The organism is Mycobacterium kiyosense, from assembly GCA_021654635.1.
Lineage (GTDB): Bacteria > Actinomycetota > Actinomycetes > Mycobacteriales > Mycobacteriaceae > Mycobacterium > Mycobacterium kiyosense.
On sequence record AP025179.1, the window covers coordinates 5,987,248 to 6,008,297 of the forward strand.

The window sequence follows — 21,050 nt, forward strand, 5'->3', positions numbered from 1 at the left end:
AGTCCGATCCGCGGGCCGCTTCGGGCCCATCGAGTGGGCGATCGCGAGTCGCTCGCGTCCCGGGGAGCAGTACTGCGGCGATCAGGCGATCGCGGCGGCCATCGACGGCGACACCGACAGCCCCCCGAACCCGAGCCCGGTCGCGGCTCTGTTCGGCGTCATGGACGGCCTCGGCCACGGCCCGGACGCCGCCCGCGCCGCCGAAACCGCCGCCGAGGCTCTGGCCGGAGCCCGCGGCGAGCGACTCGAGGTGCTGATCGAGCTGTGCCACCGCGTGTTGGGCGGCACCCGCGGGGTCGCCATGACGCTGGCACGGATCGACTTTCAGACCGGCCAGATGAGCTGGACCGGCGTCGGCAACGTCAGCGCCCATCTGGTCGCCAAAACCGTCAGCGGTGTCCAGAGCCGCGCCAGCGCGCGCCTGGTCGGCGGCATCGTCGGCTATCGGATACCGGAAACCCGCCCCGCACAAGTGGTTTCGATTCGGACCGGGGACCTGCTGGTGATCACCAGCGACGGTATCGCCGACGATCACCTGGAGCACCTGGATTTCGCCGCGTCGGCCAAAGACATCGTCGAACAGATACTCACCAAGCACGCCAAGGAAACCGACGACGCCATGGTGCTGGCCGCCCGCCACCGGGGGATCACGACATGAGCGCGGCGGCGGATTTCCACACCCAGTACCGGGACACTCTGCGCAGCTACCTCGACACCCGCGACGAGAATTTGCTGGCCGCCGGGCACGAACTGGGGCGCCGGGCGCTGCAGGAACAGATCAGCATGCTCGGCATCGTGGAGAGCACATTCCGGCTGCTCAACGAGCTGTCCAAGACCGGCCCCGCCGACCGGGCCGCCGCCGTCGAGTTCCTGCTGCAGACGTTGGCCCCGCTCGATGTCGCGACCCGCGGATTCTTGGATGGCGCAAAGCGTTTCGCGCAGGAGCGCGCTCGTGCCGAAGACCTGGCCGACCGCGACAAGTTCCGCACCGCACTGGTCAACTCGCTGCAGGAGGGCTTCTTCGTCGCCGACCGCAACGGCGCGGTGATCGAGATCAACAACGCCTTCGCCGAGATCCTCGGGTACGGCGCAGCGGGTCTGCCCTATCCGTGGCCGCAAGCCTGGCTGGTCGACACGGAGCGCACCTATCAGGAGCAACAGCGGCTGCGTACCGAGGGCAGCGCCGAGTACGAGATCCCGGTCCGGCACCGCGACGGGCGCCTGGCCTGGGCGGCGGTCAGCATCAACGCCGTCCGCGGCCCCGGCGACGAGGGCGATGTCTACGTGGGCACCGTCCGCGATGTCACCGCCGAACGCGCGTTCGCTGCACGGGAGAGCGCGGTGCTGCGCCTGGCCACCTCGGTAGCGGTGGCCAAGAGTGTGGCCGAGGTGCTCGCGATCACCCTCGACGAGTGCCGGGCCGCGGTGGACGTGCAGCGGGTGGTCGCGGTGATGTGGCCGGCCGGCGAAGGCGAGCCAACCGTCCAGGTCGCCGGTGATCCGCCCGAATCAGGTTGGCGCACCATGGATCCCACGCTGCGGCAGACGTTCATGGACGCCCGCCACCAGTTGCCGCTGACCGCGAAGACCGTCGAGTGGCCGGACATGCCCGGCAAGACCCGCGGCATGGTCGCCATGCTCTCGGGCACCGGGGACGTGGCGCTGTGGCTGGAGCTGGGCACGCCGCGCTGGGTCAGTGCCGAGGATCGGCTGCTGGTCACGGTCCTGATCGGTCACCTCAGTCTCGCCATCGGGCATGTCCGCCAGTTCGAGATCGCCCGCGAAACGTCACTGACGTTGCAGCGGGCGATGCAACCGCCGATGAAGCCGCCGCCGGGCTTCGCCGTTCGCTACGAACCCGCGGTGCTGCCATTGGAGATCAGCGGCGACTGGTACGACGTGCAGCCCATCGATGAGCGTCGTATCGGCATCGTCGTCGGGGACTGCGTAGGGCGCGGTTTGCCGGCCGCCGCGATCATGGGGCAGCTGCGCAGCTCGTCGCGGGCGCTGCTGCTCACCGGCGCCCGACCGGCCGTCCTGCTCGAGCAACTCGACGCGGCGGCATCCACCATCCCGGACGCCTACTGCACGACGGTGTTCCTGGCGATTCTGGACGTCGAATCCGGGGTGCTGGAATACAGCAACGCCGGCCACATGCCGGCAGTACTGGTCCGAACACAACCGGGGCCCCAAACGGTGACCACCATGCTGACCGACGCCCGTTCGGTTCCACTTGCGGTGCGCCGCAACGAAACTCGACCGCAGGCCGCCGAAGTTCTGGGGCCCGGTTCGACGCTGATGCTGTTCACCGACGGTTTGGTCGAGCGGCGACACGAGTCGATCGACGAGGGTCTGGCCCGGGTCGCGGACGTCCTGACGGATTCGGCGCACCTGCCGATCGACGCCGTCGCCGACGCCGTGCTCGAACAGCTGGCGCCGGAAGCCGGCTACGACGACGACGTCGCGATGGTGGTGTATCGCCACCAGCTGCCGCCGCTGCGCATCGAAACCGAGGCGACGGCTGACCGATTGGCCGCGATACGGCGTCAGCTGACGCCCTGGCTGGAAACGACGAACGTCTCCGAGGAGCAGGCCTCCGACATCGTGCTGGTGGTCTGCGAGGCGGCCACCAACTGTGTCGAGCACGCCTACGCCGGCCAGGACGCCGGGAAGATGCTGCTCGAGATGGAGGCCACCGACGGTGCGATCCACGCCCGTATCACCGACTTCGGCTCCTGGAAGACGCCGGCCGCCGACCCGGGCAACAGCGGCCGGGGCCTGGTGCTGATGCGGGCCATGAGCGAGTCGATGGATGTAGTGCAGGGACCGGACGGCACCACCGTGGACATCGTCTTCCGTTTGCCCGGCCCGCAGACGGGTAAAGCATGAGTGTGAATCCCACGTCGATCGCCGTCGAACCCGCCCTGCCGGCGGCGCACGGTCCGTTGTCGACGACGGTGCGCCGCACTCTGACCGCACCGGCCGCCCGCGAGCAGTCCGGCCGGATCAGCGCCGCGGTGCGCGACGCCGACCCCTACGGCCTGGACCTGCAGCTGGCCTTATATATGTGCTACGAGCTGCACTACCGGGGCTTCGCCTCGGTTGATCCGGACTGGGAGTGGAACCCCACCTTGCTGGCATTTCGTGCCGAGCTGGAGCGGGCATTCCTGGCCGGCGTGCGCCGCGACGTGGGTCCGATCGAACCCGGGCACACCGCGGCGGCCGAGATGGACGCGATCGCCGTGGAACCGAAAGACGGCAGCGGACCCTCCTACTTCCTCCGTGACCACGGCACCTGGGAGCAGATGCGCGAGTACTTCGTGCACCGCTCGCTGTATCACCTGAAAGAGGCGGATCCGCACGCATTTGCCATCCCCCGGCTGACCGGTACCGCCAAGGCGGCTTTCGTGGCCGTCGAGTTCGACGAGTACGGGGCCGGGCAGGGCAGGCGGATGCACCAGCAGCTGTTCGCGGACCTGATGGATGCCGCCGACCTGGATTCGACGTATCTGCGCTACCTGGACGTGGTGCCCGCCGAAACGCTGGCGGCGGTGAACTTGATGTCACTGTTCGGCCTGCACAGAAAGCTGCGCGGCGCGGCCGTTGGGCATTTCGCTTCCACCGAGATCACCTCACCGCCGGGCTCACGGCGGATGGTGCAGGCGCTGCAGCGGATGCAGGCCCCCGAGGCGTGCGTCGAGTTCTACCGCGAGCACGTGGAGGCCGACGCGGTACACGAACACGTGGTACGCCGAGACGTGGTGGGCGATCTGGTGACGCGCGAACCGCAGTTGGACGGCGACATCGTGTTCGGCATTCGGGCGCACGCCCTGGTGGAGGATCGGTTGGCCGACGTGCTGATGGCCGCGTGGGCGCGCGGCGAAAGTTCGCTGCGGCGTCCGCTCAGCTGAGCATTTCTTTGACCTTGGCGCTGCGGCATCTGCGGTGGCTGGTGTCGCACAACGGGTAGTCCTGGCTGCGCCGGCAGGTGCAGATCGCCACCATGAACCGGTCGGATTCGACGACACCGCCGTCGGGCATCTCGATACGCACCGGGCCGGAAACCAGCACCGGCCCGTTCGGCACCACCTGTACCCGGGTGGTACTCACGGCTTGTCGGCCCTGATCACCACGAGTTCTTCGGTGCGGCAACCGGATTCGATCTGACCGGTCTCCTCCAGCCAGGCGGCCCGCGCCGTCAGGACCGGACCGAACGGAATCAGCCGCCGGGCCACCACATCGGCTTGCATACCGGCGGCGCGCAGCGCATCCAGCGTCCGCTGCACTCCGGCCAGCGCGGAGTGCACCAGGAGTGCGGATCCGCCCCGCCGCAACAGTTTCGGCGCGGCCGCACACAGCGGGTCCAAGATGCTTCGGCCGTCGGGCCCGGCGTTCCACGCCCATGAGGGTCCCGCCGACGCCGGAATCAGGTCCGAGTCGTCCACCGGCGGAGTGGGCACATAAGGCGGATTGGAGACCACCACGTCGAACGGACCCTGCTCGATGGCGAGTGCCCAAGAGCCGTGCCGCACATCGACTTCCACTCCGGCCTGTGCGGCGTTGCCGCGCGAGTGACGCACGGCGTGCGGGCAGATGTCCAGTGCGGTCACACTCGCGCAACCCATCTCGGCGGCGGCGATCGCGACGAACCCGGTGCCGGTGCACAGGTCGATGACGTGGCGCCCCGCGATCACGCCGGTGCGGCGCATCGTGTCGACGAGTAGGTGGGAATCGTGCTGCGGCTGGTACACCGGTTCGGCGACCAGTGAGTCTCCCGGCGCAGGGTACGTGATCGTCACGGAAAGCCTCTCTGCCTTTGCCGTGGCGGTCACGGCCCTGCCGTTTTAATGCCCGATTATCAACGGGTTAAACCGGACGCGGGACGCTGCACCGGCTGCGGCACTACTGCGACGAAGTCGCTTCTGCCTGCGTCAATTGCCGAAGAAGTGCCGAGCAGAACGCGTCCAGATCTTTCGGGGAGCGACTGGTGATCAGGTTGCCGTCCACCACTACTTCCTCGTCGAGGACTCGGGCGCCGGCGTTGCGGAGGTCGGTGCGGATACTCGGGTACGAGGTGAGACTACGGCCCGCGACCACACCGGCTTCGACCAGCGTCCACGGGCCGTGGCAGATCGCCGCCACCGGCTTGCCGGATTCGACGAACTGCCGCACGAACGCGACCGCGGAGTCGTCGAGTCGCAGCTTGTCCGGATTGACGGTGCCGCCGGGCAGCACCAGCCCGTCATAGTCGCTCACCGATGCGTCCGCGACCGTGCGGTCGACTGGAACCGTTCCGGCCGGCTCCAGGTCGTGATTACGTGCCTGGATCTCGCCGTCCTGCAGCGACACCAACTCGACCTGCGCGCCGGACTTGGTCAGCTCCTCGCGCGGCCGCTCCAGTTCGATCTTCTCCACGCCGTCGGCGGCCAGAATCGCAATCTTCTTGCCGTGTAGGTCATTTGACATGGTTTTGTGCTCCTCTAGGGATTCAGCACCACCTTGGTGCAACTGTCCTGCTTGTGTTTGAAGATCTCGTATCCGTGCGGGGCCTGGTCGAGTCGCAGATGATGGCTGATGATCACTGCGGGGTCGATCTCACCATTGCGGATTCGCTCCAGCAGCGGCCGCATGTAGCGGTGCACATGGCACTGCCCCGTTCGGATGGTCAACGAGCGGTTCATCACCGCACCGATCGGGAACTTGTCCATCAGGCCGCCGTACACCCCGAGGATCGAGATCGTGCCGCCGTTGCGGCAACTCATCACCGCTTCCCGAAGTGCATGTGGCCGTTCGGTTTCCAACCGGACCGCCTGCTTGACGCGGTCGTAGGCGTCGATCGCCGACGAACCGTTGCGGGCTTCCATACCGACGGCGTCAATGCATTTGTCGGGTCCGCGCCCGGCGGTCAGTTCCCGCAGTTCTTCGAGCACCGAGGTTTCGGCGAAGTTCAGCGGCGTCGCGCCCAGGCGCTGCGCGAGCTCCAGCCGGTACGGCACCCGATCGATGGCGATCACCTGCCCGGCGCCCAACAGCAGGGCACTGACGATCGCGAACAGGCCGACCGGCCCGGCGCCCCACACCGCCACCACCTCGCCCGGCGCGATGTCGCACATCTCTGCCCCCATGTAGCCGGTCGGCAGAATGTCGGACAGAAACAGCGCCTGGTCGTCGGTGAGGTCGTCGTCGATCTTCAGCGGCCCCACATCCGCGAACGGCACCCGTACGTATTCCGCTTGCCCCCCGGCGAATCCGCCCAGCATGTGCGAGTAGCCGTACAGGCCGGCCGGTGAATGGCCCATCAGTTTCTCGGCGATTCCCGCGTTCGGGTTGGAGTTCTCACACAGTGAATACAGTTTGCGCTGGCACGCCGAACACGCCCCGCAGGCGATGGGGAACGGGACGACCACCCGGTCGCCGACGGCCAGGTTGTCCACTCCCTTGCCCACCTCGACCACTTCGCCCATGAATTCGTGACCCAGCACGTCGCCGTGCTTGACGGTGGGAATGTAGCCGTCGTAGAGATGCAGATCCGAACCGCAGATGGCGGTCGAGGTGACCCGCACGATGGCGTCTCGGTCGTTGAGAATCTTGGGGTCCGGAACCGATTGCACCTCAACGCTATTGCGTCCCGCCCAGATGGTGGCTTTCATCACTACCCTTCCCGGCCGACCGGCTGAGCGGCCTGCTGATGCATTTGCCGGAACGCAACGGTGCCGTCCGGGGATCCGTCGGAACGCATCACCTGACCCGTTTCCAGGATCTGCTTGAACCGCCGCAGATCGTCGTTGACTTGCTGGTCCGGCGACTCCCCGAGCAATGTCGCCACCGCCTTGCCCAGCGCCCCACCCGGCAACTGATATCCGATGGTGACGCGGACCTCGGTGCCGTTGCCCGAATTGTCGGGGGAAAATTCGACACTTCCGCTGTTGGCGATGCCCGAACCGGGCAGTGACTGCCAGGCGATGCGTTTGCCGGGCTGATCTTCGACGATCTGTGCATCCCATTGCACCGGCTGCCCGATCGGTGCGTTGGCTACCCAATGCGTCCGGCCGTCGGGGTCCTCGGTCACCGACTCGAGGTGATACATGAAGCGGGGCAGGTTGGCGAGGTCGCGCCAGAACCGGTAAACGTCATCAGGGGAACGCATTACGGTGACGGCCGCGCGCAACGAATAGTGCCGTTGGCTGCCGGCGTGACGGGGCTGCTCGTCGCCGCGGGAGGTGCACAGCGCGGCGTACAGATCGACACCGCCGATGGCCGCGAGCGCGATTGCGGTGACGGCACCGCGACGACGTGTTCCCGGTGCACGACGGGCAACACCGACCGCGAGCACCGCGAGGTCCAGGACGTCGCCGGCGACCCGGGTCCACACCGTCTGCGGCGGGCCGACCAGAAGTGCTGCGCCATGGCCGCATTCGCGCACCCCGAGTGCTCGGATGACCGCCCTTGACCGCCGGGTGTCCTCGACGCCCGCGACGGCCGCTACGCCCGAGGGCGCCAGGATTTCGGACAGGCCCAACACCCAACTGGCTACTCCGAGGCCCTTTACCAGGGTTGCGGTCCGGTCCGTTGTGGAATCAGTCATCGCCAAGCGATACCCGCGCGTTGGTCGCCCAAACTCGCGCTCCTCAGTTCGACGCGCTTCGGAGCGCGTCGAGCAGGGGCTCGGCGGCTTCCTTCAAGAACAATTCCTGGTGTTGGCCGCCGATCTGAATGAGCGCTATATCGCTGAAGCCGGCCTCCCAGTAGGGCTTTACCGCTTCGACGATCGCGTCCAGGTCCGGGCCACAGGGAATGCTGTCCGCGACGTCCTCGGGGCGCACGAATTGGGTCGCCCCGGCGAACCCTGCTGGGGTGGGCAGGTCGGCGTTGACCGTCCAGCCGCCGGCGAACCAGCGGAATTGCTCGTGCGCGCGCTCGATCGCGGCCTCGCGGTCGGGGTCCCAGCAGACCGGTATCTGGCCCACTACCCGTCCGGCGCCGGGCCATCCGGTCCCTTGGCGCGCCACATGCCAGGAGTCGACCAGTTCTTTGTCGGGCTGCACCGCGACCAGATGGTCTGCGAGCTTGCCGAATTTCTCCACGCCCTTGTCGCCCGCCATGGCCACGGCGATGCCGGGTGGCACCTCGGGCAGATCCCACAGGCGGGCGGAATCCACCTGGAAGTACTCGCCGCGCCAGTTCACCAGTTCGCCGCCGAACAGCTCGCGGATGATCTTGATGGCTTCGCGCAGCATGTCCTGCCGGCGCTCGATGGCGGGCCAGCCCTTGCCGACCACGTGTTCGTTGAGGTTTTCACCGCTGCCCAGACCGAGGGTGAACCGCCCGTCAGCCAGGATCTGCACGGTGGCCGCCTGCTGCGCGACGACCGCCGGGTGGTACCGCATCGTCGGACAGGTGACATAGGAGTAGAGGTCCACCCGCTCCGTCGCGTGCGCCACCGCACCCAACACGGCCCACGCATTGGGCGCGTGGCCCTGCGAGGTCAGCCAGGGTGAGAAGTGATCGCTGCAAACCTCGAAGTCGAAGCCGCGCTGCTCAGCCGTAACAGCATCGCGCACAAGGTCTTTCGGGCCGCATTGCTCCGTCATCAGGGTATAGCCGAACCGTGCCATCTTTCTCGGGTACCCCGGGCAGCGGGGCGCAAACGGCTGTGCGTCAGAAGGGTGGTGGTTCGTCGTCGGGCGGGGCGGGGCCGGCGTGGCTGAGGTAGCCGACGTCTCCGGCGGTGCGGGTGGCGAGGCGGGCTTGGCGGTTGTGGCGGCGTTCGGCGGCGATGCGTGCCGCGCGGTCTTGGGCGCGGGTGCGCCGGCGCTTGGGCATCATGGCGGTGCGCTCGGCGCAGTAGTCCGCCGGTAGTGGGGTGTCGGTCTCGGGGCTGGGCATCCCGCCGACGGCGGCGCACAGGCTGGGGAACAGCAGGGCGCTGCCCGGCGTGGTGACGTGAGTGTCGCCGGCCGGGGAGGTCAGGATCAGGGTGCCGTCGGCGAGTTGTTTCTCCCGCCAACCCCAGAAGGTCTTCACCAAATGATGTGTGCGGCAATAACATTTGAGGTTCCCGGCGTGGGTGGGCCCACCCTGGGCATACGGGATGGTGTGGTCCACATCGCAGCGGGTCGCCGGCACATCGCAGCCCGGCCAGCGGCACGTCAAGTCCCGGCACCGCACGAAATCGGCCAGCGCCTTCGACGGCACATGCCCCGGCTCCGGGGGCCGGTAGCCGGGGTGGATCAGCGGTACCTGGGTGGCGCCCGCGGCCAGCTCGGCCAGAATTTCGGGGGTGATCAGCCCCTCGGCGCACACGTGAGTGACGAGCCCGGGCCTGCCGTCCAGCGCGGCCTGCTCGGCGATGACGTGAATGACCGTCGGTGCGGCCGCGGTGCGCTTCCCCGCGGTGCACTCGGTGCGCCCGCAGCGACACCCCAACCGATCCGCCCCGCCGGCCAGCGCCCCCAGGGCATCCGCGCGTCGCTGATCGGGGCTGCGCGGATCCTGCGGGCACACCGTGGCCGCCAACGCGCTCAACCGCTCCTCCAACGCCCGCGCATCCGGGGTGAACAACGCGCCCTCGACATAGGTGACGCCGTCATGATCGGCGGTGAACTCGACCCGACGGCCCGCCGCGCGCTCCTGGCGCCGGCGCACCGCATCAGCGTCGACCTGGGCCACGATCGAATCCACCTTGCCGCCCAACCGCCCCGCGGTCAACGACGGCCAGCGGGTCAGATTGGCCGCGATCAGCCCGTCCACCCGGGCCAGCACCTCGGGATCGGTGAGCAACTCGGTGCGCGAGACCACCGTGGCGAACGCACAGAAATCGATCTCCCCCGCCGCGAACAACGCACCCACCTTCGGCACCCGCTCGCGCATCGCACGCGCCCAGTGCAACTTGGTCTGCGCACGGCGCTGGCTGATCCGCAACCCCGCCGCCACCTCCGCAGCCACGGCCTCCATGGTGTCGATGGCCCAATCCTCGGTCTCCGCCGAGCGCGCCAACCGATCCGCGAACAACCCACCGATCGCCACCAACTGCGCCGCCGCCGCCTGATTCTCCACCCGCCCGGCCGCACAGATCCCCGCCATCCAGCCCCGAGTCTGCTCCGTCTGACCCGCCAGCGCCTCACGATGATCCATCACGCCGTCCATATAGGCGCGAAACCGCGCCAACTGCTCCTCGGAGTCGGCACTCCCCGAGATTGACTCGAACATGTGTTCGATTGTAGCAGAATCCGCCGACCACGCTCAGCGGCCCAGACGTAACCCCAGATCAGAGCCGGTCTTTGACTGCCGACGACAACCGTGAACCGTCAGCCTTCCCCTCGGCGATCCCGGTGGCGACCTTCATCACCTGGCCCATCTGCTTCATGGTGGGCCGATGCCCAAGCGTCTCGGCCACCTGGGCGATCGCGGTCTCCACGACGTCGACCACCTCGGCGTCGGTCAGCGGCGTCGGCAGATATGCATCGATGATGCGCGCCTCGGCGTGCTCGTTGGCGGCCAACTCACCGCGCCCGTTCTGGGTGTAGATCTCGGCCGCCTCGCCGCGCTTGCGGGACTCCTTGGCCAGCACCTTGAGCACGTCGTCGTCGCTGAGTTCTTTGGCCTGCTTACCCGAGACCTCCTCGGTCTGGATCGCGGCCAGCACCATGCGCAACGTCGCCGTGCGCAACTTGTCCTGCGTCTTCATCGCTTCGGTCAGGTCCGCCCGAAGCCGGGCTTTCAGTTCCGCCATACCTGAGACGCTAGACCTACGTTGAGAAATGCAGCGACCGCCTACAGGATGGACCCCATGACGAACGACGACAGCCGCTTCCTGCAGTGAGCACGCTGCCGCCTGGTTCCCCGGGAGGACCCCCGCCCGCCTACGGGCCACCGCCCGCCTACGGCCCGTCCCCGGCCTATGGCCCGCCCCCGGTTACGGCCCGCCCCCCACCTACCTACGGCCCACCGCCGGGCTACGCCACCCCGCCACCGGGCTACCAAGTCCCGCCGTTCGGCTACGGCCCACCACTCATCCCCGGTGCCGTCAAACCCGGCATCATCCCGCTGCGCCCCCTGACGCTCAGCGACATCTTCAACGGCGCCGTCGGGTACATCCGCGCCAACCCCAAGCCCACGCTGGGGCTGACCGCGGCAGTGGTGGTCGTCGTCCAGGTCATCTCGCTGCTCGCTACCCTCGGGCCGCTGACGGCCATCAACGACTTCGGATCCGGCCGATCCGAGGCGAAGACGGCCGTACTGGTCGCATACCTGGGCACGGTGGCCGGCAGCGCCCTGGTCGCCTGGCTGGGCGGCATCCTGCTCAGCGGAATGCTGACCGTGGTCGTCGGACGGGCGGTATTCGGATCCCCGATCACCGTCGGGGAGGCCTGGGCCAAGGTGCGTGGTCGCCTGCTCGCGCTGCTCGGACTGGCTCTGCTGGAGGCCGCCGGGATGGCGGTCGTCGTCGGGCTGGTGGTGGTGATCCTGGTCGGGGTCGGGGTGGCCGCCAATGCCGGCGTGGCCGTCCTGCTCGGCTTCCCACTGCTGCTACTGGTGCTGGTGTTGCTCGTCTACGCCTATACCGTGCTGATGTTCGCCCCGGTGCTGATCGTGCTGGAAAGAATGCCGGTGTTCGACGCCATCACCCGATCGTTCGCGCTGGTGCGCAACGGCTTCTGGCGGGTCCTGGGCATTCGTCTGCTGGCGAGCCTGGCGGTGGGCCTGATCGGCGGCGCCATCTCAGCGCCGTTCAGCATCGTCGGCGAGATCTTGACGATGGGCGGCACCGGCGTCACCGCACTTCTCGCCGGCACCACGCTGACCAGCATCGGCAGCGCCATCAGCCAGATCGTGACCGATCCGTTCCTGGCCGGCGTGGTGGTGTTGCTCTACACCGACCGGCGGATTCGTGCCGAGGCGTTCGACCTGGTACTGCAGTCGGGCGCCGCTGGTGGACCCGCCGCGGGGGCATCCACCGACAACCTGTGGCTGACCCGGCCGTTCTGACGAGAGCCAACCGTGCCCGCCATAGACATCGACCGCGATGCCGCCCACGAGGCAGCCCAACGCGAACTGAGCAAGCCGATCTACCCCAAGCACTCGCTCACCCAGGAGATCTTCGCCAAGATCACCGAGTTTTTGTTCCGGGTGTTGCAGAGGACGTCGTCGGTACCGGGCGGCTGGTTCACCGTCACCGTGTTGTCCATCCTGGTGGCGGCCGGCGTCGCCGCGGCGATTTACGTCGCGCGACGCACCATCCGCACCAAGCGGGGCGGTGACTACGAGCTATTCGATGCCGGTCAGCTGACCGCAGCGCAACACCGAGCCACCGCGGAAAGCTTTGCGGCCGAAGGAAATTGGACCGCAGCGATACGGCATCGGCTGCGCGCGGTGGCCCGCGAACTCGAAGAGACCGGGGTGCTCACCGCGGTTCCCGGCCGCACCGCCAACGAACTGGCTACCGACGCCGCCGCGGCGCTCCCCCGCCTGTCGGGCGAATTATCGCAGGCGGCAACCGCTTTCAACGACGTGACCTACGGTGAACGACCGGGCACCCAGGCGGCGTACCAGATGATCGCCGACCTCGACGACCACCTGCGCTCGCGCTCGGCCGTGAGCTCGACGGTGCAACAACCCGCGGCAACGAACTCGTGGGCGCAGATCCGATGACCGGGTCACCTCGCGGCGCGCCGGCCGACGCCACGCAAACACGACGCCCGTGGCGCGCAATCCTGCTGGGGCTGACCGCCATCGCGATCGTTGCCGCGATCACCACTTATCTCACGGCGCCCCGTCCGGGCGGCACGATGGACCCGGAAGCCACCAGCTCGTCCGGTGCCCACGCACTGGTGACACTGTTGCGCGACAACGGCGTCGAGGTCGTCGTCGCCGAAACCGTCGCCGACGTCGAACATGCGGCACGCCCCGACACGCTGTTGCTGATCGCCCAAACCCACTATTTGAGCGACAACGCCCTACTGGCCCGGCTGGCCAAAGTTCCTGGCGACCTGCTGCTGGTCGACCCCACCACGCGCGCCCGCACGGCGTTGACGCCGCAGTTACGCGCCGGTGGCGCGGACAAGTTCGCCACCGAACCCAATTGCACTTTGCCGCAAGCTAATCGAGCCGGATCGGTGAATTTCGGATCGAGTAACGGCTACCGGGCCCGAGGCCAACTGGACCTGGTCAGCTGCTACGGCGGAGCGTTGGTCAGCTACCGAGACGGCAACCGGACCGTGACGGTGGTGGGCAGCAGCCAATTCATGACCAACGACGGACTGCTCGAAGAAGGCAACGCCGCGTTGGCGATGAACCTGGCCGGCATGCGTCCCCGCGTCATCTGGTTCGCACCCCAGCACGCGGAAGGCCACACGTCGGCGCACGGCTCGATCATGGATCTCATCCCGGACAACGTGACGTGGATCGTCTGGCAGCTGTGGCTGGTGGTCGCGCTGGTGGCGGTGTGGAAAGGCCGGCGGGTGGGCCCGCTGGTCGCCGAGGAGCTGCCGGTCGTGGTTCGCGCGTCGGAGACCGTCGAGGGACGGGGCCGGCTGTACCGATCCCGGCGGGCCCGGGACCGCGCCGCGGAAGCCCTGCGCACCGCGACCCTGCAACGTCTGGTGCCGCGACTCGGATTGGGCCCCAACGCGACTCCGCCGGCGGTGGTGACCACGGTGGCACAGCGCAGCGGGGCGGACCCGGATTTCGTCCAGTACCACCTGTACGGCCCACCACCGAACAGCGACAGCGACCTCAGACATCTCGCTCTCGCGCTCGACGACATCGAAAGGCAGGTCACCCACTCGTGACACAACCGGATCCGGCACGCGAAGCACTGCTGGGATTGCGCAACGAAATCGGCAAGGCCGTGGTCGGACAGGAAGGGGTGATCAGCGGCCTGGTCATCGCCCTGCTCTGCCGAGGGCACGTGTTGCTGGAAGGTGTTCCCGGAGTCGCCAAAACGCTGATGGTCCGCGCCCTGGCCGCAGCCCTGCAACTGGAATTCAAGCGGGTGCAGTTCACCCCGGACCTGATGCCCGGCGACGTCACCGGGTCGCTGGTGTACGACACCCACACTGCGGAGTTCGCCTTCCGGCCCGGCCCGGTGTTCACCAACCTGCTGCTGGCCGACGAGATCAACCGCACCCCGCCCAAGACGCAGGCCGCGCTGCTCGAGGCGATGGAGGAACGTCAGGTCAGCGTGGACGGGGAGCCCAAGCCGCTGCCCGACCCGTTCATCGTGGCCGCCACGCAGAACCCGATCGAATACGAGGGCACTTATCAGCTGCCCGAAGCGCAGCTGGACCGTTTCCTGCTGAAGCTGAACGTGACGCTGCCCCCGCGCGACGCCGAGATCGCCATCCTCGGCCGGCACGCGCACGGTTTCGATCCGCGCGACCTGTCCGCCATCAAACCGGTGGCCGGTCCGGCCGAGCTTGCGGCCGGGCGGGCGGCGGTGCGCGAGGTGCTGATCGGCGACGAGGTGCTCGGTTACATCGTCGACATCGTGGGGGCCACCCGCTCGTCCCCGGCCCTGCAGCTAGGGGTGTCGCCACGCGGTGCCACCGCGCTGCTGGGTACCGCCCGGTCCTGGGCATGGCTTTCGGGACGCAACTACGTCACTCCCGACGACGTCAAGGCCATGGCCCGCCCGACGCTGCGGCACCGCATCATGCTGCGCCCGGAGGCCGAGCTCGAGGGCGCCACACCGGACGGCGTACTCGACGGCATCCTGGCCTCGGTCCCGGTACCCCGCTAGTGCGGCCACGATGATCCTGACCGGGCGCACCGGCCTGCTGGCGCTGATCTGCATCTTGCCGATCGCTGTAGCGCCTTGGCCGGCAACGGCTTTCGCTGTCCTGTTGGCGGTGCTGGCCCTCGTGGTGCTGTTCGATGTGCTGCTGGCGGCCAGCCCCCGCCGCCTGCGCTACCACCGATCACCGAACAGTTCGGTCCGGCTCGGCCAACCGGCACAAGCCGGCCTGTTGATCCACAACGACGGCAGCCGCCGTTTTCGCGGTGTGGTTCGCGACGCGTGGCCGCCCAGCGCGCGGGCGAACCCGCGGGTGCACCGACTCTCGATCGCGGCGGGCCAGCATCAGCAGGTGAGTACCGAACTGCGTCCCGTTCGTCGCGGCGACCAGCGTGCGACGGTGGTGACGGCACGGTCGATCGGACCGCTCGGCCTGGCCGGACGGCAGAGCTCGCAGCCGGCGCCGGGCCACGTCCGGGTACTACCGCCGTTCCTGTCCCGCAAGCATCTGCCCGCGCGCCTGGCCAGATTGCGCGAGATCGACGGACTGCTACCCACCCTGATCCGTGGGCAGGGAACCGAATTCGACTCGCTGCGTGAGTATGTCGTCGGCGACGACGTCCGCTCCATCGATTGGCGGGCCAGCGCCCGGCGCACCGACGTGATGGTCCGCACCTGGCGGCCGGAGCGGGACCGCCGCGTCGTCATCGTGCTCGACACCGGCCGGATGGCGGCGGGACGGGTGGGGGTCGACCCGACCGCGGGCGATCCGGCCGGCTGGCCCCGATTGGACTGGGCAATGGACGCCGCACTCCTGTTGGCGGCGTTGGCATCTCGCGCCGGCGACCATGTCGACTTCCTGGCCCACGACCGAGTCAGCCGAGCCGCGGTGTTCGGCGCGTCGCGCACCGAACTACTGGCTCAGCTGGTCGACGCGATGGCTCCGCTGCAACCCGCCCTCATCGAATCCGATTGGCGGGCAATGGTTGCCACCATATTGCGCAGGACCCGTCGGCGGTCGCTGGTGGTGCTGCTGACCGACCTGAACGCGACCGCCCTCGACGAGGGGTTGTTGCCGGTGCTGCCGCAACTGTCGGCCAGGCACCATGTGCTGGTCGCCGCGGTCGCCGACCCTCGCGTCGACCAGTTGGCGGCCGGGCGTTCCGACGCCGCCGCGGTGTATGACGCGGCGGCGGCCGAACGGTCCCGCAACGAACGGCGGGCCATCGCCTCCAGGCTGCGCCGCAACGGGGTGGAAGTGGTCGACGCGCCGCCGGCGGAGATCGCTCCCGGACTGGCGGACCGCTATCTGGCCATGAAGGCCACCGGGCAGCTCTAACCGGTGGGGACGACGTCGGGAGCGTCCTCGATGTCCCCCGTCTCTCCGGCGGCCACACCGCGGCGGCCGAAATAAACCACGTAGGACAGAAACGCCAGCTCGGCCAGCGCGCCGATACCGATGCGCACGAACGTCGGCAGCGGCGACGGCGTCACTAATGCCTCGATCAGGCCGGACACCAGCAGCACTCCCACCAGTCCGACGGCCACCGAGACGATCCCGCGTCCCTGCTCGGCGAGCACCTGTCCGCGCGGCCGATCCCCCGGCGAGATCACCGACCAGCCCAGCCGCATCCCGGCCCCGGCGGCCAGGAACACGGCCGTGAGCTCGAGCAACCCGTGCGGAAGCAGCAGACCCAGCAACAGTCCGCCCTTGCCGGCCGGGAACATCAGGCCGGCGATCACCCCGACATTCGCGGCGTTCTCGAAGATGATGAACGGGATCGGGAGACCCAACACGACCGACATCGCGATGCACTTGGCGGCCACCCAGGAGTTGTTCACCCAGACCTGCAGGGCGAACGCCGCGGCGGGGTGGTCGCTGTAGTAGGACTCGACGTCGTGGTTGATCAGTTCGTTGATCTCGGCCGGCGTCCCGACCACGGACTGCACCTCCGGGCTTGCAGCCACCCACCAGCCCATCACGATGGCGACGACGAAGAACCCCACCGCGCTGGCCAGCCACCAACGCCAGGAACGGTAGGCCACCACCGGAAACGACACCGTCCAGAACCGAACGAACGTACTGCTCATCGGAGCGTGGGCGCCCGTGACCGCGGACCGGGCGCGGGCGACCAGGCTGGACAGTCGACCGGTCACCACGGAGTCCGAGGACACCGACCGCAGAATGGAAAGGTGCGTGGAAACCCTTTGGTAGAGCTCGACGAGTTCGTCGATCTCAGCGCCGGTCAGCGAACGGCGACGCTTGATCAACTGGTCGAGCCGGTTCCAGGTGCCCTGGTGGGTCAGCAAGAACGCGTCGACGTCCACCCTGGGCAGCCTACCCATCGACGGCCGCAGGCCGACCGACGAAGCCTGTAGCGTTCCGTGTTATGTCGGAGGTGGTGACCGGGGACGCCGTGGTACTCGACGTCCAGATCGCACAGCTGCCGGTGCGCGCACTGAGCGCGATCCTCGACATCCTCGTGGTGGCTTTCGTCTACTTCGTCGGCTTGATGCTGGCCGCAGCCGCGATGTCGCAGCTGGACGAGGCCTGGATCGTGGCGTTCATCATCATCTTCACGGTGCTGGCCATGGTCGGCTATCCGGTCATCATCGAGACCCTGACCCGGGGCCGTTCGCTGGGCAAGATGGCGTTGGGGCTGCGCGTCGTTTCCGACGACGGCGGCCCGGAGCGGTTCCGGCAGGCGCTGTTCCGGGCGCTCGCCGCGGTGGTCGAGATCTGGGTGCTGCTCGGCAGCCCTGCGGTCATCTGCAGCTTGTTCTCGTCGAAGGGAAAGCGGGTCGGTGACTTGTTCGCCGGCACCGTGGTGGTCAGCGAACGGGGTCCACGGCTGGCGCCGCCGCCCATGATGCCGCCCCAGCTCGCGGGCTGGGCGGCGTCGTTGCAGCAGCTGTCCGGGCTCAGTGCCGGTCAAGCCGAGGTTGCGCGTCAATTCCTTTCTCGCGCAATGCAACTCGATCCACAGCTGCGGGCGCGGATGGCGTATCGGATCGCCGCCGACGTGGTTTCGTGCATCGCGCCGCCGCCCCCACCCGGCGTGCCGCCCCAGCTGGTGCTGGCCGCGGTTCTGGCCGAACGGCACCGGCGCGAGCTGGCCCGGATGCAACCGGTCGCGGGGCCACAATTCGCGCCACAGCAATTCGCGCCACAGCAATTCGCGCCGCAGCAATTCGGGGGGCCGCAATTCGCGCCGCAGCCGCAGGCCACCGCCCCCCCGGCCCGAGCCGCAGGCGCCGCCTACCGAACCGGACGGCGGCGGGTTCGCCGCGCCGAGCTGAACCTACGCGAAGCTAGAACTGCGCCACGCTGACCGCAAGATAGGCGACGTCGGCGACCAACAGCGCCAATCCGCCGAGCGGCACCACTACTCCTGCGCGCCGTTTGGCAGTGAACACCGAGGCGACGATCACCAGCAACGCCACCAAGGGTGGCCCGTAGAAAGCGGCGTCGAAGTTCAACCCGGCACCCAGATGCGGGCAGCGGCTCTCAGTGCAGGAATCGGTGCTCATCACCGCCCCCAGCGCGAACAGCATCACTATGGCGGCAGCAGGCACCGTGAGTAGGGCCAACACCCAGTTGACCCGGGTGCGGGCCTTGCCGGCGTCCCCGCCGGCCGGATCGGTGCCGCGGCTGGGACCGCGCTGCGTCGCCAGATCGCGATTGTTCCCAGTCATGGGTCAGGTGCTACCCATTGCGGGGGGATGCAAACTCGGCCTCGGGTGTGAAGTGAGCGCGTCGGCCGTGAACCCCGGGCGAGAAGACTCCATAAATCCCCTGGCCGCCCCACCCAACGCGGCAGCTACCCGCTCAACGCCACAACTTCATCACGCAACCCCGAGTCGCGCCGAACACGACAAACCGCGACGATGCAGCACCACCTGCGATGTTGCATCGCGTTAGTTTACGATATATCGTGATAGTCACCAACACATCGGAGTCGCCTCCCGCGCCTCCGCGCAACTTAGAAGGACTACCAACATGAACACCCCATTCACTCCTCCCTCCGGACCGTTCGGCACACCAGGATTCGGCTTCGGTGCCGGCCCCGCGCAGCGCCGCGCATTTCACGGCGCCCGACGACAGGCCCGGCGGGAATTCATCGAAAACCTCCGGGAAAACGCCGGCGGCCACGACGGGCCCTTCGGACCCGGCTTCGGCGGCCCCGGTTTCGGTCCCGGCTTCGGCGGCCCCGGCTTCGGCTTCGGCCGTCCTGGCTTCGGCGGCCCGCGTGGCGGCGGGCGCCGCGGTGGCCGCGGTCGCCGGGGCGACGTACGCGCGGCGATCCTGGTGCTGCTCGCCGAACGGCCCATGCACGGTTACGAGATGATCCAGCAGATCGCCGAACGCAGCAACGGAATCTGGAAGCCCAGCCCCGGCTCGGTGTACCCGACGCTGCAACTGCTCGACGACGAGGGACTGATCACCGCCAACGAAACCGACGGCAGCAAGAAGCTTTTCGAGCTCACCGACGAGGGCCGCGCCGCCGCGGAAAAGGTCGAGACACCGCCGTGGGACGAGATCGCCGAAGGCGTGGACCCGGCGCACCTCAACCTGCGCACCGCCGCGCGCCAGCTGTTCGGAGCCGTCGGGCAGTCGGCTCAGGCGGCAAGCACCGAGCAGCAGCAGCGCATCGTCGACGTGCTCAACAACGCCCGCCGCGAGATCTACGGAATCCTCGGCGAGGACTGAGTCCCGCAGCGAACAGCGGACCCTGGACCACGACGAACTCAGGACACGTCGACCCAGTTCAGGGTCCGCTGCACCGCTTTGCGCCAGCCGGCGTACCCCTCGGCGCGTTGCTCGTCGTCCCAGTTGGGCGTCCAGCGCCGGTCCTCTCGCCAGTTGGCGCGCAACTCCTGCGGACCACTCCAGAAGCCGACCGCCAGGCCAGCCGCGTACGCGGCGCCCAGCGCGGTCGTCTCGGCAACCACCGGACGCACCACGTCCACCCCCAGCACGTCGGACTGGATCTGCATGCACAGGTCATTGGCGGTGATGCCGCCGTCGACCTTCAAGATCTCAAGGCGCACACCGGAATCGGCCGCCATGGCGTCCACCACGTCGCGGCTCTGGTAGCAGATCGCCTCCAGCGTCGCGCGGGCCAGATGCGCGTTGGTGTTGAACCGCGACAGGCCGACGATCGCGCCGCGCGCATCGGATCTCCAATACGGCGCGAACAGGCCGGAGAACGCCGGCACGAAATACACCCCACCGTTGTCGGCGACCTGCCGTGCCAGGGACTCGCTCTGCGCTGCGCCGCTGATGATGCCCAGCTGGTCACGCAGCCACTGCACCGCCGATCCGGTCACCGCGATCGAACCCTCAAGCGCGTAAACGGGTTTGGCGTCGCCGAACTGATAGCAGACAGTGGTCAACAACCCGTTCTCGGATCGCACGATCGTCTCGCCGGTGTTCAGCAGCAGGAAATTGCCGGTGCCGTAGGTGTTCTTGGCCTCACCGGACTCCAGACACACCTGCCCGACCATCGCCGCATGCTGATCGCCGAGAACACCCGCGATGGGCACCTCGCCACCGATCGGACCGGTGTCCGCGGTGACACCGAACGGCTGCAGCGGAGACGACGGCCCGATCGTCGGCAGCATCTCGCGCGGGATATCGAACAGCAACAGCAGTTCGTCGTCCCAATCCAGCGTCTCCAGGTTCATCAGCATGGTCCGGCTGGCGTTGGTGACGTCGGTGGCATGCACGCCGCCCCGTGGGCCGCCGGTCAGGTTCCACAGCACCCAACTGTCCGCGGTGCCGAACAACGCCTCGCCACGTTGCGCGGCCTCGCGCACGCCGTCGACGTTCTCCAAAATCCACTGCAACTTCCCGGCCGAGAAGTAGGTCGCCGGCGGCAGCCCCGCCTTGCGGCGGATCACCGCACCGCGTCCGTCGCGGTCCAGCGCGGTGGCGATGCGGTCGGTGCGGGTGTCCTGCCACACGATCGCGTTGTAGTAGGGCCGGCCGGTCTTGCGATTCCACACCAACGTTGTCTCGCGCTGATTTGTAATACCCAGTGCTGCAATGTCTTTCGCGGTGATACCGGACGAGTTCAATACCGTCATCAACACCGAGACGGTGCGTTCCCAGATCTCGACCGGGTTGTGTTCGACCCAGCCGGCGCGGGGCAGGATCTGGTCGTGCTCGAGCTGGTGGCGCGCCACCTCGGCGCCGTCGTGATCGAAGATCATGCAGCGGGTGCTGGTGGTGCCCTGATCGATGGCTGCGATGAAGTCGGCGGACTCGGCCAACGAAAGTCTCCTAGGGGCTGGCGGGCGGCGCTGCATGTAA

Annotated in this window: 20 protein-coding genes and 1 pseudogene; 10 read left to right on the forward strand and 11 right to left on the reverse strand. The window is 68.2% G+C overall.

What is annotated here, in order from left to right:
- Window positions 1–28: 28 nt before the first annotated feature.
- The 3 genes from L6444_RS28305 to L6444_RS28315 are packed head-to-tail and all read left to right on the forward strand — an operon-like array spanning window position 29 to window position 3,911.
- Entirely contained in the window at window positions 29–658 is a 630-nt protein-coding gene (locus L6444_RS28305) for a SpoIIE family protein phosphatase (RefSeq protein ID WP_370653207.1), read from the forward strand.
- Complete coding sequence (locus L6444_RS28310; RefSeq protein WP_236978712.1) at window positions 655–2,889, forward strand: SpoIIE family protein phosphatase; 2,235 nt, start codon at window positions 655–657, stop codon at window positions 2,887–2,889. Before L6444_RS28305 ends, L6444_RS28310 begins: the two co-directional genes overlap by 4 nt.
- Complete coding sequence (locus tag L6444_RS28315) at window positions 2,886–3,911, forward strand: iron-containing redox enzyme family protein (RefSeq protein ID WP_236978713.1); 1,026 nt, start codon at window positions 2,886–2,888, stop codon at window positions 3,909–3,911. Before L6444_RS28310 ends, L6444_RS28315 begins: the two co-directional genes overlap by 4 nt.
- On the opposite strand, the gene L6444_RS28320 is transcribed toward L6444_RS28315, so the two are convergent.
- From L6444_RS28320 to L6444_RS28355, 8 genes are all read right to left on the reverse strand, one after another.
- Entirely contained in the window at window positions 3,904–4,110 is a 207-nt protein-coding gene (locus L6444_RS28320) for a CDGSH iron-sulfur domain-containing protein (protein WP_236978714.1), read from the reverse strand. The two genes, L6444_RS28315 and L6444_RS28320, sit on opposite strands and share 8 nt — an antisense overlap.
- Window positions 4,107–4,799, reverse strand: a complete 693-nt coding sequence (locus L6444_RS28325; protein ID WP_236978715.1) for a HemK2/MTQ2 family protein methyltransferase — start codon at window positions 4,797–4,799, stop codon at window positions 4,107–4,109. The genes L6444_RS28320 and L6444_RS28325 overlap by 4 nt, the downstream gene beginning before the upstream one ends.
- Before the next feature lie 103 nt (window positions 4,800–4,902).
- Window positions 4,903–5,466, reverse strand: coding sequence for a type 1 glutamine amidotransferase domain-containing protein (locus L6444_RS28330; protein WP_236978716.1), 564 nt, complete (start codon window positions 5,464–5,466; stop codon window positions 4,903–4,905).
- 14 nt (window positions 5,467–5,480) lie between these two features.
- Window positions 5,481–6,650, reverse strand: coding sequence for a zinc-dependent alcohol dehydrogenase (locus L6444_RS28335; protein ID WP_236978717.1), 1,170 nt, complete (start codon window positions 6,648–6,650; stop codon window positions 5,481–5,483).
- Window positions 6,651–6,652: 2 nt separating this feature from the next.
- Complete coding sequence (locus L6444_RS28340; RefSeq protein WP_236978718.1) at window positions 6,653–7,585, reverse strand: SRPBCC family protein; 933 nt, start codon at window positions 7,583–7,585, stop codon at window positions 6,653–6,655.
- 43 nt (window positions 7,586–7,628) lie between these two features.
- Entirely contained in the window at window positions 7,629–8,615 is a 987-nt protein-coding gene (locus tag L6444_RS28345; RefSeq protein ID WP_236978719.1) for an LLM class F420-dependent oxidoreductase, read from the reverse strand.
- Between the two features lie 43 nt (window positions 8,616–8,658).
- A complete protein-coding gene (locus L6444_RS28350; protein ID WP_370653047.1) occupies window positions 8,659–10,209 on the reverse strand; it encodes an HNH endonuclease signature motif containing protein in 1,551 nt (516 codons plus the stop codon).
- A gap of 58 nt (window positions 10,210–10,267) precedes the next feature.
- Window positions 10,268–10,732 (reverse strand): GatB/YqeY domain-containing protein, encoded by a 465-nt coding sequence (locus tag L6444_RS28355; protein WP_236978721.1) that lies wholly within the window; start codon window positions 10,730–10,732, stop codon window positions 10,268–10,270.
- Window positions 10,733–10,818: 86 nt separating this feature from the next.
- Between L6444_RS28355 and L6444_RS28360 the strand changes: the two genes are divergently transcribed.
- Genes L6444_RS28360 through L6444_RS28380 form a run of 5 tightly spaced genes read left to right on the forward strand, consistent with a single transcriptional unit; the run spans window position 10,819 to window position 16,073 of the window.
- Window positions 10,819–11,988 carry a hypothetical protein gene (locus L6444_RS28360; RefSeq protein WP_236978722.1) on the forward strand — a complete coding sequence of 390 codons (1,170 nt, stop codon included), beginning with the start codon at window positions 10,819–10,821 and terminating at the stop codon, window positions 11,986–11,988.
- A gap of 12 nt (window positions 11,989–12,000) precedes the next feature.
- Window positions 12,001–12,651, forward strand: coding sequence for a DUF4129 domain-containing protein (locus tag L6444_RS28365; RefSeq protein WP_236978723.1), 651 nt, complete (start codon window positions 12,001–12,003; stop codon window positions 12,649–12,651).
- Window positions 12,648–13,790, forward strand: coding sequence for a DUF4350 domain-containing protein (locus L6444_RS28370; protein WP_236978724.1), 1,143 nt, complete (start codon window positions 12,648–12,650; stop codon window positions 13,788–13,790). The genes L6444_RS28365 and L6444_RS28370 overlap by 4 nt, the downstream gene beginning before the upstream one ends.
- A complete protein-coding gene (locus L6444_RS28375) occupies window positions 13,787–14,740 on the forward strand; it encodes an AAA family ATPase (RefSeq protein WP_236978725.1) in 954 nt (317 codons plus the stop codon). The genes L6444_RS28370 and L6444_RS28375 overlap by 4 nt, the downstream gene beginning before the upstream one ends.
- Window positions 14,741–14,750: 10 nt before the next feature.
- A complete protein-coding gene (locus tag L6444_RS28380; protein ID WP_236978726.1) occupies window positions 14,751–16,073 on the forward strand; it encodes a DUF58 domain-containing protein in 1,323 nt (440 codons plus the stop codon).
- On the opposite strand, the gene L6444_RS28385 is transcribed toward L6444_RS28380, so the two are convergent.
- The gene (locus tag L6444_RS28385; protein WP_236978727.1) at window positions 16,070–17,062 is read right to left on the reverse strand and encodes a stage II sporulation protein M; all 993 of its coding nucleotides are present in this window, start codon (window positions 17,060–17,062) and stop codon (window positions 16,070–16,072) included. The genes L6444_RS28380 and L6444_RS28385 overlap by 4 nt on opposite strands.
- A gap of 62 nt (window positions 17,063–17,124) precedes the next feature.
- On the opposite strand from L6444_RS28385, the pseudogene L6444_RS28390 reads away from it, so the two are divergent.
- A pseudogene (locus L6444_RS28390) lies at window positions 17,125–18,034 on the forward strand (RDD family protein).
- A 12-nt stretch (window positions 18,035–18,046) separates the two neighbouring features.
- On the opposite strand, the gene L6444_RS28395 reads toward L6444_RS28390, so the two are convergent.
- Window positions 18,047–18,430 (reverse strand): hypothetical protein, encoded by a 384-nt coding sequence (locus L6444_RS28395; protein ID WP_236978731.1) that lies wholly within the window; start codon window positions 18,428–18,430, stop codon window positions 18,047–18,049.
- Between the two features lie 304 nt (window positions 18,431–18,734).
- On the opposite strand from L6444_RS28395, the gene L6444_RS28400 reads away from it, so the two are divergent.
- Window positions 18,735–19,445, forward strand: a complete 711-nt coding sequence (locus L6444_RS28400) for a PadR family transcriptional regulator (protein WP_236978734.1) — start codon at window positions 18,735–18,737, stop codon at window positions 19,443–19,445.
- A gap of 38 nt (window positions 19,446–19,483) precedes the next feature.
- Here L6444_RS28400 and glpK read toward each other — a convergent pair whose 3' ends face one another.
- Window positions 19,484–21,046 (reverse strand): glycerol kinase GlpK, encoded by a 1,563-nt coding sequence (glpK, locus tag L6444_RS28405; protein WP_236984474.1) that lies wholly within the window; start codon window positions 21,044–21,046, stop codon window positions 19,484–19,486.
- Window positions 21,047–21,050 lie beyond the last annotated feature (4 nt).